The sequence below is a fragment of the Okeania sp. SIO3I5 genome (assembly GCF_010672085.1).
In the GTDB taxonomy this organism is placed as follows: domain Bacteria; phylum Cyanobacteriota; class Cyanobacteriia; order Cyanobacteriales; family Microcoleaceae; genus Trichodesmium.
The window spans coordinates 55,433-69,204 of sequence record NZ_JAAHHT010000026.1; the positions used below are offsets into that span (position 1 = coordinate 55,433).

At 36.4% G+C, this 13,772-nt stretch carries 12 protein-coding genes; 9 read left to right on the forward strand and 3 right to left on the reverse strand.

What is annotated here, in order from left to right; all coding sequences use genetic code 11:
* The first annotated feature begins 708 nt into the window (after positions 1-708).
* The 5 genes from F6K40_RS08245 to F6K40_RS08265 all read left to right on the forward strand — a co-directional run bounded on the left by F6K40_RS08245 (position 709) and on the right by F6K40_RS08265 (position 5,031).
* On the forward strand, positions 709-3,261 hold the full coding sequence (locus tag F6K40_RS08245) for a glycogen/starch/alpha-glucan phosphorylase (protein ID WP_293134074.1): 2,553 nt from the start codon (positions 709-711) through the stop codon (positions 3,259-3,261).
* Between the two features lie 63 nt (positions 3,262-3,324).
* Positions 3,325-3,561, forward strand: coding sequence for a hypothetical protein (locus F6K40_RS08250; RefSeq protein ID WP_293133979.1), 237 nt, complete (start codon positions 3,325-3,327; stop codon positions 3,559-3,561).
* A gap of 237 nt (positions 3,562-3,798) precedes the next feature.
* Positions 3,799-3,963, forward strand: a complete 165-nt coding sequence (locus F6K40_RS08255; protein WP_293133982.1) for a hypothetical protein — start codon at positions 3,799-3,801, stop codon at positions 3,961-3,963.
* A gap of 60 nt (positions 3,964-4,023) precedes the next feature.
* Positions 4,024-4,530 carry an RNA-guided endonuclease InsQ/TnpB family protein gene (locus F6K40_RS08260; RefSeq protein WP_293133985.1) on the forward strand — a complete coding sequence of 169 codons (507 nt, stop codon included), beginning with the start codon at positions 4,024-4,026 and terminating at the stop codon, positions 4,528-4,530.
* A gap of 348 nt (positions 4,531-4,878) precedes the next feature.
* Positions 4,879-5,031, forward strand: a complete 153-nt coding sequence (locus F6K40_RS08265) for a zinc ribbon domain-containing protein (RefSeq protein WP_293134076.1) — start codon at positions 4,879-4,881, stop codon at positions 5,029-5,031.
* A 739-nt stretch (positions 5,032-5,770) separates the two neighbouring features.
* Here the strand turns inward: F6K40_RS08265 and F6K40_RS08270 are convergent.
* Positions 5,771-6,571, reverse strand: a complete 801-nt coding sequence (locus F6K40_RS08270) for a creatininase family protein (RefSeq protein ID WP_293133988.1) — start codon at positions 6,569-6,571, stop codon at positions 5,771-5,773.
* Positions 6,572-6,579: 8 nt separating this feature from the next.
* A complete protein-coding gene (locus F6K40_RS08275) occupies positions 6,580-7,116 on the reverse strand; it encodes a helix-turn-helix domain-containing protein (RefSeq protein ID WP_365670663.1) in 537 nt (178 codons plus the stop codon).
* A 1,502-nt stretch (positions 7,117-8,618) separates the two neighbouring features.
* Here F6K40_RS08275 and F6K40_RS08280 point away from each other — a divergent pair.
* The 4 genes from F6K40_RS08280 to F6K40_RS08295 all read left to right on the forward strand — a co-directional run bounded on the left by F6K40_RS08280 (position 8,619) and on the right by F6K40_RS08295 (position 10,610).
* Complete coding sequence (locus tag F6K40_RS08280; protein ID WP_293133990.1) at positions 8,619-9,032, forward strand: AbrB family transcriptional regulator; 414 nt, start codon at positions 8,619-8,621, stop codon at positions 9,030-9,032.
* A gap of 403 nt (positions 9,033-9,435) precedes the next feature.
* The gene (locus F6K40_RS08285; RefSeq protein WP_293133992.1) at positions 9,436-9,810 is read left to right on the forward strand and encodes a hypothetical protein; all 375 of its coding nucleotides are present in this window, start codon (positions 9,436-9,438) and stop codon (positions 9,808-9,810) included.
* A 139-nt stretch (positions 9,811-9,949) separates the two neighbouring features.
* Positions 9,950-10,270, forward strand: a complete 321-nt coding sequence (locus F6K40_RS08290; RefSeq protein WP_293133995.1) for a transposase — start codon at positions 9,950-9,952, stop codon at positions 10,268-10,270.
* A 37-nt stretch (positions 10,271-10,307) separates the two neighbouring features.
* Positions 10,308-10,610, forward strand: a complete 303-nt coding sequence (locus F6K40_RS08295) for a hypothetical protein (protein WP_293134079.1) — start codon at positions 10,308-10,310, stop codon at positions 10,608-10,610.
* Between the two features lie 534 nt (positions 10,611-11,144).
* On the opposite strand, the gene F6K40_RS08300 is transcribed toward F6K40_RS08295, so the two are convergent.
* Positions 11,145-12,110: a hypothetical protein gene (locus F6K40_RS08300; RefSeq protein ID WP_293133997.1), complete on the reverse strand. Its 966-nt coding sequence runs from the start codon at positions 12,108-12,110 to the stop codon at positions 11,145-11,147.
* Positions 12,111-13,772 lie beyond the last annotated feature (1,662 nt).

The following is a 13,772-nucleotide window of genomic DNA, read 5'->3' on the forward strand; positions in this document are numbered from 1 at the left end:
TATACCGCTAGGTGCAAGTTAAAAGTTAAAAGTTAAAAGTAATCTCTGAATGAGTTTTAGCATTTATGAATATCCTAACCTATTATTTGATTTTCATTTAAAAGTGTTTAACAATGGCTAAATCATAAAGCATTCAGCAGTCAGCATTCAGCTATCAATTTTATTATCTTGAGAAGAGAAATTAGCATCTTCCTGATTTAAAAGAATTAAAAGTATGGGTCATTTCAGTTATCAGTTATCAGTTATCAGTTATCAGTTATCAGTGAACCTCCGACTAAAATCAAAGACTTGAAATACTGAATAAATATTTTTTTCATCCCCTTAAAAGGGGAGGCTTTAGACCTCGTTTTTTGCTAAAAGCTCATGCTTGCTTCATTTTTTAAAAAGCTGAGAGCTGACTGCTAATAGCTGAATGCTTACATAATTCCATTACACTAATTTTAAAAAATTAGTCTGATATTTTATCTTTTCTTTAGGATTAGCAAAAATTAAAAACTTGTTAATAATAATTATTTGAATAAATATTATTACATTATACTAAAATATTTTTGGTTTAGTCTGGAAATAAATTAATATAACTAAAACTATAAGTATTTGTTAACAAATGTTGGCAAATATGGAACCAACTACTACTAAGTCTCAAAAAGCCTTGTTAAGCTGGTTTGAGCGTTGTCAACAAAGCCGTTAAGATTAGCAAATTCTCAAATTATGCAAGAAGTACACCAAGAACAGACTTATACAGAAAAAGTCAAAATTCAAGTAGAAGACGATCGCACAGGTACCAGTCTGGATACCATCAAACGAGCGATCGCCGACAACTTATATTATCTACAAGGCAAAAACCTAGAATCTGCCACTACCTATGACTATTATATGGCCTTAGCCTATACAGTGCGCGATCGCTTGCTCCACCGTTATCTAAAAACCACCAAAACCTACTCCAATCAAAACGTCAAAACAGTATATTATCTCTCAGCAGAATTTCTCATGGGTCGCCAACTAGCCAAAAACCTAGTTAACGTCGGTTGTTGGGAAGTAGCACGTCAAGCCTTAGAAGAATCATGTCTGCAACTCGATGACTTAATAGAAAAAGAACCAGAACCAGGTTTAGGCAACGGCGGTTTAGGTCGCCTCGCCGCCTGTTTCCTTGACTCCCTCGCCACCCTAGAAATTCCCGCAGTAGGCTACGGTATCCGTTATGAATTTGGCATTTTCAAACAACAAATTTATAACGGCTTCCAAGTCGAACAACCCGACAAATGGTTAAGTCTCGGCAACCCTTGGGAAATACCCCGCTATGAAGAACAAGTAGAAATTAAACTGGGTGGTTACACCGAAGCTTACACAGACAAACAAGGCAACTACCGTCTGAGGTGGGTACCTGCACGCACAGTCATCGGAATGCCTTATGATACTCTAGTACCAGGGTACAACACCAACACAGTTAATACCCTACGCCTCTGGAGTGCCAAAGCTAGTAATGAATTTGACCTGCAAATATTCGACTCTGGGGACTACAACCGCGCCGTCGAAGATAAAACTGTCTCTGAAAATATTTCCAAAGTTCTCTATCCCAATGACAACATCTTCCAAGGCAAAATGTTGCGGTTACAGCAGCAATATTTCTTTGTTAGCTGTTCTCTACAAGACATCATCCGCACTCACTTATCTCGGAATCCCAATTTAGACAACCTCCACGAAAAAGCGGCTATTCAATTGAATGATACCCACCCCTCCATTGGCGTTGCAGAATTAATGCGACTCCTGATAGACGAACATAATATGGATTGGGAACCAGCTTGGAATATTACCCAAAATACTTTTGGCTATACCAACCATACTCTGTTAGCAGAAGCTCTAGAACGCTGGCCAGTTAGTATGTTCGCTACTCTATTGCCACGACATCTTGAAATCATCTATGAAATTAATTTCCATTTCCTAGAGCAGGTTAAAAAACGTTATCCAGGGGATGATTCCCGTTTAGCACGGATGTCACTAATCGAAGAATTTCCCGAAAAGCGTGTACGGATGGCTCATTTAGCTTGTGTCGGCGCTCATGCTATTAATGGTGTGGCAGCATTGCATACTCAACTTTTGAAAACAGATGTCTTAAGAGATTTCTACGGACTTTTCCCGGAGAAATTTACCAATAAAACTAATGGCATTACTCCCCGTCGTTGGTTGTTAATTAGTAACCCAAAGTTAGCATTATTAATTACAGAGAAAATTGGCAAAAATTGGATTAAGAATTTAGAGGAAATCAAACAGCTTGAGCGGTTTATTGATGACCCGGAATTTCGCCATAATTGGAATCAGATTAAGTATGAGAATAAACAAGATTTGGCTGCTTATATTAAGGAAAATATTGGAGTTGTAGTTAATCCTAATTCTTTGTTCGATATTCAGGTAAAAAGACTCCATGAATATAAGCGTCAACTGTTGAATGTGTTCCACATTATTACTCTTTATAATCGGATTAAAGAAAATCCAGATACGGATATTTTGCACCGCACTTTTATTTTTGGAGCAAAGGCAGCACCAGGTTATTATATGGCAAAGTTAATTATTAAATTGATTAATGCTGTAGGGGAAATAGTGAATAATGACCAAGATGTGCGCGATCGCCTTAAGGTAGTTTTTATTCCTAATTTTTCAGTATCTCTTGGTCAGCGAATCTATCCTGCTGCGGATCTTTCTGAACAAATTTCTACTGCTGGAAAAGAAGCTTCTGGTACTGGAAATATGAAATTTTCTCTCAATGGTTCTTTAACTATTGGTACTCTGGATGGAGCAAATATTGAAATTCGCGAAGCTGTTGGTGCAGATAATTTCTTCTTATTTGGATTAACTGTTGAAGAAGTTAAAGCATTAAAATATGAAGGATATAATCCTGAACAATACTATACTTATAACCAAGAATTACGACAGGTAATTGACCGTATTGCTTCTGGTTATTTTTCACCAGGTAATCCAAGTTTATTTCATCCACTTATAGCATCTTTACTAGAAAAAGATGAATATATGTTATTGCCTGATTATCAATCTTATATTGATTGTCAGGAAAGAGTGAATGAAGCTTATCGCAACCCCGAACATTGGACTCGGATGTCAATTATTAATTCGATTAATATGGGTAGATTTTCTGCTGACCGTACTATCTGGGAATATTGTCAGGAAATCTGGAATGTTGCACCTGTGAAAATTGATATGGAAGCATATAGTCAGGAAACAGCAGGTTTACAACGTTACTGTCAGATTTGATTGAGAGGGAACAGTCGTATGGTGAGCAAATAGGAGGGCTGTTTCATTCTCCCAAAAAGCAGAGTGTGGGAAGTGTGGGAGGTTTGGGGAGTAAGAAACTTCCAAAAAGTTGATTCAACACTTCCCCCTGTTTCCGCAGTTCCCCTCTCTAGTGATGCTTACAGCGCTTTTCAGATTGATGAAGCACATCGTCAGAACCAAAACCCTGTAGGGACCTTCCATGGAACGTCCCTACTGTGGTTTACTGAAATGAAAACTGCTGTAAAAAAAATAAAGCCAGAAAATAGGCTCAAATTATAGCTCAAATTATAGATAGACAGAGGTTGAAAAAACAAAATTTACCAGAGCAAAGTCTTATGAACGGTTGCAGCTACAGAAGGATTAACTTGAATTACTGAGAAACTGCCAGCAATAAAAGGGTAATTAACAGCTTGGCAAAATCTATGATTATCTACTACAATCTATGATTATCTATATTTGATTTGATGCTACTAGGATTCATGCGCCGAGTTATACCCAAATAATCAACAAAAAACCTTGCTGGCTAAACACGCAGGTGTGGCTCGCCATGCCTGTAATTGGGGATTATGGCTAACTAGAAACATCCTTAATCACAATTCTAATAATCCCAATCAGAAGCTGAAATTTCCTACTACTATTGACCTGCATAAACTTCTAGTAGCAATGGTTAAACAAACATAACTATTGGTATTATGAAGTATCTTGAGTCTGCGCCTCAATATGCTTTGAAGTATTTATCCGTTGCGAGTAAGCGTTGCTTTAGTAAAGTGTCTGGTCAACCTAAATTTAAGAAAAAAGGTAGAGACTATAGTTTTACTTGATTATGGTTCAATATCAATAGGTTTTAATCAGATCAAACTACCTCGAATTGGATGGATTAAAACCTATGAAATATTACCAGATAATGTAACTCCTAAATCTGTAACTATTAACAGGAAAGCTGATAGATGGTTTATTAGTTTCAAAATAGATGCAGAAACTCAAATTACTGAAAAATCAGTAGATGTAGTTGGTGTAGATTTAGGCATAAAATCTTTAGCAACATTATCCACTGGCCAAGTATTTCCTGGTGCTAAATCTTATAGAAAGTTAGAAGCTAAACTTTCCCGGTTGCAATACTTGAACCGAAATAAAGTCAAGTTTTCTAATAACTGGAAAAAAGCTCAACTTAAGATAGCTCGAGTGCATAGCCAAATAGCCAACATCAGAAAAGATACATTGCATAAACTTACTACAACAGCCGGCTAAAAACCACAGCCAAATAGTAATAGAAGACCTAAATGTATCAGGAATGATGGCAAATCATAAGTAGGGGCGAATGGCCATTCGCCCCTACTGGCAGTTGCTGATATGGGTTTTTACGAGTTCAGAAGACAGTTAGAGTACAAATGTAAGTTATATGGTTCTGAGCTAATCATTATTGATATAGAATCCGGTTATATAGTATATGTTCATTATTAAATCGGACAATCGGACCATCTCCCCCAACAATACACTCTTGTATTCAACCGGATTTGATATTACTCCTTACTCCTTACTCATTACTCATTACTCATTACTCATTACTCCTCAGTAATACGATAACTAATTACCCGGATTCTATATGATAGATGGTTTCCTAGCTCTAAGACTTGCAGTAGGTGTGGAGCTGTTAAAGAGTCTCTGTTGTTATCAGAGCGCGTTTTCAATTGTGAACACTGCAATTTTAGCTGTGATAGCTCCGCAACTAAGCGCGCGAACGAGACTTGAATGCAGCGTTAAATTTAGCTATGGCGGGCAGTTCGTCCGTGACAGACTGTGGACTGGGTAACGCCGACGGTAGGGACGTTGCATGCAACGTCCGTACAGCAGGAAGAGAACAGATTGTAAGCAAGAAAATCATAGATTTATATAGATAATCGTAGGTTTCTAAGAACGGAGGAAAATCCTTACCAACTTTTTGCGGTTTAGTAAAGAAAAGATCGTAGTTGCACCGAGAAACAATGGTACATTAGCTTGCTTTTTCAAAAGTGATAAAGTATCCTTGACATACTCCCGACGTTGCCCTTACGGGAAAACACGGGATTCTTCAGTCTGGGAAAGCCAGACCGCTGCGCATGACAGAGGTGATGTCCTCCCCCTGTGTTGACATTGATAATAACAAAATGCTCCTAAAAGTGTCAAGGGCATATGAACGTTTAGCTTATGAAGGTATCCGAATCCGGGTCCAGGCTTTCATCCCGACGCTCCCCCTCCCCCCTATGCACGGGGGGTTAGGGGGGATGGAGAGCGCGGGACTTCCCGCCAGGAAAGTTAAAATTCATCATTTTTTCCTTCATGCTAAACTTAAAGTTCACCTAACAACTTTAACACTTTATTTTGCTTGAGCAATACTTTTACCTTTTATTTTTATAGCCTAACTCCTTGATAGAAATAGATTGAGTTGATATTTAAAATTGGTCTTGAAAACTGGATTTGGTATTACAAAAACAACTTCTGACTTCTAACTTTATTGACTTGGCTGCCGAAACTGATAAATATCCTTAATCACCTGCACCCAACTATCAGTAACACCCTCAAGTATCCGATCGCCTTTTTCCTTAGTCGCCACCTTAGCATCACCCAAAACACCACTACGACTCAACTCTCGTGTCAACCAAGTAAAAGGCAAATTTCCCTCCATACTCAACATACTATCTTCTGGCAAACCTTGGGGATATTCGCACACCGCCTTATCCATCCTCACCACATCCGGCAACATGGATAGCATCACGCTAGTTTCAGCATCTCCAGCATGAATTCCTAATTCCAATTCCTTCTGCGTCAACAATTCCTCACAAGGATTAGGTACGCGCCAAGCAAAGAGCGGAAATAGTAAAAAATCCTCATATTTTTGGTGCAAGTCTCGCGCCACAATCTCAAGAACTTGAGGCTGCCCACCGTGGGCGTTTAAAAATACCAACTTGCGGAATCCAGAGCGATAGATACTTTCTCCTATTTCTGTCAAAACAGCCATCAAAGTCTGGGCACTAAGAGTAATAGTGCCAGGAAAATGCCAATGCTCGTTAGATTTGCCGTAATATTGGGTAGGCAAAGCGTAGGCCGGGATATTCCGGTCTAATTTAGCCAGTGCTTTACCAGTGGCATAAGTAGCGATCGCTGAATCAACTATTAAGGGCAAATGAGGTCCGTGTTGTTCAATGGAACCTACTGGTTGAATAATTACTACATTTTCTTGATCTGGCATTGTCTCAATATCTTGCCAGGTCAGATAGGGAAAAAATCTATCTGGTGGGATAAAATTGTGCATTTTCCTTCCTACGCTATGCGAATCAACTGTTCAACCTTTTCTTTATCACTTTTTCTAATACCATCTTCATATAGTTCCCACATACTGTTCACTCGTTCTACATTACCATCAAAATCATAGACTGTTACTGCGGCTAAGGTCTCAATCCAAACTGTTGCTCCACAACTATGAGGTTTTTCTGGTCGATAAACTATCCGACAAGGACCATGAATGTCTATTTCGTGACCTGTTGCTAAATTTTTAGAACCTTGTTTAACAGAAGCCACTTTTTTCTCTGTATTTCCATTTGTTTGATTATCCCTGAGATTATTTCTATTCACATGAACAGTCTTTTTGCCACAGTGCTGACGGGAACGCCAACGAGGTTTAGGGCCGCGCTTTTTACTTGAGATAATTGGCATTCCGTCAAAAAGAGGTATCACCCAAGTCTTACCGTTAATTTTAGAAGCACCCATAATGCGACCTTCTTTGAGTAAGACTCGGACTCGTTGAGCTGAAATTCCTAATAGAGTTGCGGCTTCAGTTGTTCCTGCAAATGGAAACATAGTTTTTTTACTGTTTTATAAAACTGATACAAGGCGTCACATAAAGTGACAATCTGGTGTTTACTTTCTGCTGACCGTTCTTCTTAACCTATGATTATTTATATAAAATGGAATAAATATAGCCTGTTCTATTCCTGCTTCAAACTGGCAACGTCGGCGTTATCCAGCTCCTCTGGCACACGCGGGCGAACTGCCCGTAGCTAAATTTAACGCTCTTATCAAGTCTCGATTGCAGCTAAAATTGCAGTATTCGCAATTTGATTGCGCGCTCTGATCAAAACAGAGACTCGCGATTCAGTTCCACAGTTAGAGCAAGTTTTAGAGCGAGTTACCATTTATCCACAACAACCAGCTAAGTTCTAAGATTTAATAGCATATATTAGTCTTTTAGATTTAAACATAAATATAATAGCATTAAACTTCTCATTTTCACAGAAGTCAAAATGTTTCCATACAATTATTGATTTTTTTAAAATTAAAAATAGAAAACAAAGCTATATTTTTCTATACGCAATAGTAGATTATCAAACTCCCTGAAAAACAAAAGTGTACCTCACTATCTAGGCAAAGTGCTCTCGCTCAAAAGCAAACAAGTCTCTTGAATTGCTCACAAAAATATCTCATTATCTCTGACTTAGGAATCAGCTCTTATGAGGTTGAATAGTTATAAATAAATAAAATAATAGGTAATATATCCAGAAGGCAATAGAGAGAGAGTGAGGAGAAAATTTTTTGATAATTAATTAAGCGAACTTAATGTCAGTTGTCACAGATTTACCCTAGACATTCAATACAGCGCCTCTAAAATTTCAACAGTTTTTAGTTAAAATTGATTATTCTAAAATTTGTCAAAATTAGCTTCTGATAATATGTACTGGCCAACCGATATTATTGAATTTTTAGCACTCCCTTTCTCTAGCACTAGACTTGCCAATAAAAACTGTTATTAATAATGCAATTTTGGTAAAGGCTTTAAATTACTATTCAAACTTATATCCTAAGTCGTGTAGAAAAAATTAGGAATATTTATAATATGTAGATTAAAACTCGAAAAATCTAGTGGGTCATTTCACTGCTCAGTTATCAGTACCTCCTGGAATAGAGAGGCTACGAAAATACTAAATCGAAGATTTTTTTCATCCCCTTAAAAGGGCAGGCTATCGACCTGATTTTCTGGTCAATTAAACGAACTGAGTAAATAATTTATCCTATACCCTAAACATTTTTCTTTCCCCCTACCCCATGAAAAAAATTGACACAATAGCAATCCTCATAGGGTAAAAACTCTTGAAAATTAGGAGATAATGTCAATTTAACTAGAAGGATAAGTTGTGCATAAAGGAAATCAAGATTACCTACTCAAATATTATTGGCCTTATGACTTAGTAAGATTTTTTTTGCACAATTGATAAATTTCAGTATATATTATTAATAATCCAAACAATTTTCACTAAAATTGATTTACTATAGTACTAATAGAGTAAGGAGAATTATTAAGAACTATGGTTGAAAATGCCACAACTCCACTAACGGGAAAGCCTTTACTACAAAGGGTAAAAGAACTTTCTGACTTACCACGAAGGGAAACTGCTAAACGATGTGGATATTACACACTTACGAAAAGTGATGAAACTCGTGTTAATCTCACAGATTTTTATGATGCAATTTTAGCAGCAAAAGGAGTTCCTTTAGAAAAGAGTGGAACTAAAGATGGTCGCGGTAGGGAACCAACTTATCGAGTTAGCGTTCATAAAAATGGCCAAATAGTTATAGGAGCTACTTATACTGAAACTATGGGCTTAAAACCAGGAGATGAATTTGAAATCAGGCTAGGATACAAACATATTCATTTGAAACAAATAGATAATGAGAAAGATGATGAGACAAATGGTAATGGCTCACAAATAGAAGAATAAGTAGAATGGGGAGTCAGGGAATTTTAATTGACTGGAACTAGAGGCTAATTTTACTTCTAAAATCATTGCCTGGTTAACGTATCAATATTGATTGTCAAGATTCCCAGATTCTCCCTAATTTTTCTCTGGCCTTGAGGTTAAATTAAAAGAAAAAAAATCTTTATTTTTATTTAACTCCACACATAAGCTTAACGTTGTATCTAATCGGACAACTATTCAAAGTGTTCCATCTGTATGGAGTAATTTGTTTATGCATGAGTTTCAGATTTACGAGAAAGGAACGGGAGCGAGAACAAGCCACGTCTCTTTAGAGCGTGGATGAAAAGCGAACGGCGACTTCAGTCGCCTTTTAAAAAGTGTATCTTACTTTTAATGTTATCGTATTAGCATGGAGGTGATAAAGATGTATGGATGCCAACAAGAGTTAATTAAAAAAACCGAAAATCTCCCTTTTTTAGAATACTTATGCACGACGGCTAATAAGCTCATTAATTGTGGAATTTATTTGGCTAGACAATGGTATTTGAAATTGGGATATATTACGGGCAAATACAACTTAGAAAAGGAATTAAAGTCCAATATAAATTATAAGTTTTTGCACTCTCAGGCAGCACAGCAAACTCTCAGAGGAGTAGCAGAGGCATTTAAGTCTTATAAAGAGCTATCTAAGAAATACAATAAAGGGGAGTTATCAGATAAACCTCAACTGCCTAAGTACCGCAAAAAAGGAGGAATGGGAATAATAACTTATCCATGCGCAAGCCTTAAAGCTAGATAAAGATAAAGTTAGAGTACCTTTAGGAAAAAAAGTTAAGGCCCTTTTTAAAATTGATGCTTTTTCCCTAGACTTTCCCAGTAATCTTGAGTTTAAAGAAATCAGAGAAATTAGGATTCTGCCTCGTAACGGTTGTTTTTATGTGGAATGGGTTTATGAGTTAAAAGCTAATAAACCTCAGTTAGACAAAGATAAGGTTTTAGGTATTGACCACGGAGTTGATAACTGGTTAAGTTGTGTCTCTAATACTGGGATGAGCTTCATTATTGATGGCAAACATCTTAAGTCAAAAAACCAATGGTACAACAAACAAGTAGCCAATATTAAAAAAGATAAACCCCAAGGATTTTGGTCAAAGAAATTAGCTGGCATCACTGAGAAACGCAATAGACAAATGCGCGATGCTGTTAATAAATCAGCAAAATTAGTTATAAATCATTGCGCGAGAACATGGCATTGGTAACATAGTTTTTGGTTGGAATAAACGACAAAAAAATAGCATTGATATGGGTGCAAAAAACAACCAAAAGTTTGTACAAATCCCTACAGCTAAACTTAAAGAACGGATTAATCAGTTATCTGAATTGTACGGCATAGAGTTTATTGAAACTGAGGAATCGTACACCTCACAAGCATCGTTTTTAGATGATGATTTCCTGCCAACTATCGGTGAAAAACCTGAAAGCTGGAACCCATCAGGTAGGCGAATTAAGCGATGCAGCGCGGTCTTGGGGGTTTCCCCCATGAGCGACTGCATCAAGACAAAGAGGACTTTATCAAACTCAACATGGTTTATTAGTTAATGCTGATATTAATGGTGCGGCAAACATTCTCAAAAAAGTAGCAACAACTTTAGGATTTTATCTTGAAGGAGTTGGTAGAGGCAATTTGACTATGCCTTTAAGAGTTCGTTTTTGGACTACTTAAGAATCCCCGTGTATGCACGACCGGCGAGAAGTCAATTCTTGTAGAAAGGTTTTTTCATAAAAAGTATTACTGTTACTAAATATTTGCTCACTCTGTCATATCAGTTATCAGTTATTAGTACCAACCCTTATAAGGAACTCCTCAAACCATTTTCGCATATCGGGGAACGGGGAGGTCTGAGAAGATGAAGACTTTATATCAAATTCGCTTAATTCTGTATAAAAATCAGTAAATTATTCAAGATATTAAGTCCTAACTACTAATTTCAAACATTGCATTTTAGGAAAATCATGATAGCCTTTCTCTATTTGGGGATTCATAAGACGATATCCTCCAGCCCAGTCACTATGTTCTCCAAATAAACAAAGGCGACCTGGTACAAAAAGTTTCATATTTTTGTTTGCTGATTCTTAATTAGGAGCTTTATCTGCCCTCTGCTTTGCTATATCTAAATTATTTTGATACTCAAGGACTTTTGTTTGTGCCGTTTGATAATTTGGGTCAGACTCAGGCACTTTTTTCATTAGATCGACAGCTTTTTGCCAGTCAGTAGCTACTGCGTTCCATTCAGATTTTGTTTTAGCTGTCTGAGCTTTTTGGGCAGCACTTTGGGCGCTCGTTACACCAAAATACCAAGGGTTAGAGTCGGCAGGTGTGGTTTCAGTTGTTTTTGGAGATTCTTTTGACTGAGGATCGCTAGGGGAAGTTTCTGGCGTAGATGAGTTAGCTTCATTAGACTTAGTGTTTTCTGACTTTGACTGACTGAGGAATGGTAGTGGAAATATACCACTAAAGTGCAATGCAGCAAGAGTACCTACTACTACTAAGACAAATCCGAGCAATATTGGTATTAAAGGAATTTTCTTTTTTTGAGATTGAGGTTGCTCTGATAGTTCTTCTTCGTCATCTTCATTGTCTTCATACTCAACTTCCTCATCGTATTCTCCTTCCTCGTAATAATCTTCATCTGTTTCGGTTTCGTATACATTTTCCAATTCTGGATCTAACTCATCTACAGTTTCTGGAAAATCCTCTGCTTCTGATTCTTCTTCAAGTTCAGATATATTACTTTTTGGTGGTGTACCTAAAAAAATTTCCTCTTCCCAGACTGGTGTTTCATCACCTGTCTGAACGCCATACACCTTAACAGTGTCGATCGATTCAACTCCTAATTTCACAATTCCAGTTCGGATAAATTCAACAAGAGAGGCTTGTTGATTAGCAATTTTATCCGACTCCAGTGTAACTTCAAGAGAATCATTGTCCTTTGTTACTTGGACATTGATACCTTTTTTTTGTAGTGAATGATTGATAATTGAGGAGATAACTTTTGGATCTCCTTGTTTAGCAAGTTCCCGCAGATTGTTTGATGTCATGACTAGCGTTCCTTTGGGCTGGAGGGCGAATAGTGAATAGTTAATAGTTAATTTACTTAATTACTATAATCAATTTTGATATTTTTATAGTATTTCTTTTTAACAATACCCTTAATAATTGTCTATCAAAGCTGATGCATGCTAGCGCAGATCGCTCCTGAATATCTAAGCTAAGTTTCAGCATCTATAAATCGGGTTGGTTCAGAAACTTACTATAAATATTTGATGGAAATAAATAAATCAGATTTATCTTCTCAACTATATTCTTTTTTATTAAGTGTAGTTTCATGATAGAAATGGTATTATCTACAAGGGTGAAAATCTTCGCTATCTTAACGGTAGATTGTTGATTTTTCAAAAAATTGGGTTTCAAGTCTCTTCCTAAGAAGAAAACTTTGACCCTATATTTAATAAGCAGAAAGGTATTCCACCGAGTCTAATCAGTATTGCCCAACCGCCAAGAATTTGCAGAGTTAGAAAAACCTGCTACTGGATTTTATATTAGCAGGAATTATTAATTTTTCACAACAGCGAATGATTAAAATTTGCTTCTTATCTGTCTATACCTCTGGTTAAAAAAATGATTATACTATAAGTTTTAATAAGTAGTCGTGCTTTTAGGAATTTTCTAGTTGAGATAGGCAACAGGGAACAAGCAACAGGGAGTCATTTCAGTTATCAGTTATCAGTTATTAGTTATCAGTAACGACCGCTAAACCAGGAGGCTTAAAAATACGGAAGATTCTTTTCCTTCTTGGTCAATCCTCTCCCTAAAGGGGAGAGGTAATTATCCATTATCCATTAATGAATATAGTTTTTTCAAATGAGATGTAAATCTAGATTGAGGTTTTTTCGTGCGAAAAAGTGCTGTCTTAAGTACCGTATATCCTGATTTTTACTACTATTTAATGCTGTTTTAATTTCTTGACTATTCCCTCCATACCTTGATACTATTCCCTTTTTAATTTGACTCGGTTTCCACATCTCAAATAAAAATGCTATAGCTAGTTTAGCTGATTATATAATTATAATCATATTAATTTTATCAATCTTTGGGAATAGTAATTTGAGATGCCATTGAATCAGGATTGGTAAACGGATTATATCTCCATAAATTAAATTTTGGCTCGGGAAAATACCTTCAGATAAACTATCATAATTGACTTTGATGAGTGTGACTATTCTTACTCCTTAATTATGACCATTTTTTGAATTCAAAATTCGCGCATTCTAAAGTTAAAAATTTTGGTTATAAGTGAATTTCAATAATTGTTTAATTAAGGATTCAAACCTCGTTCGTACAACCACGAAAAAATCAAAAATATTTTCCTGATTTCAAGCCTCTGACTTTAGGCAGAAGTTATAATGAGTGAATTAATAATTTTGAATTGATTTGACCAATAAATAAGGTCTCAAGCCTCCTCGTTATTCGCGCATTCTAAAGTTAAAAATTTTGGTTATAAGTGAATTTCAATAATTGTTTAATTAAGGATTCAAACCTCGTTCTTCAAAAAACGAAAAAATCAAAAATATTTTCCTGATTTCAAGGCTCTGACTTTAGGCAAAATTTATAATGAGTGAATTAATAATTTTGAATTGATTTGACCAATAAATAAGGTCTCAAGCCTCCTCGTTATTCGCGCATTCTAAAGTTAAAAATTT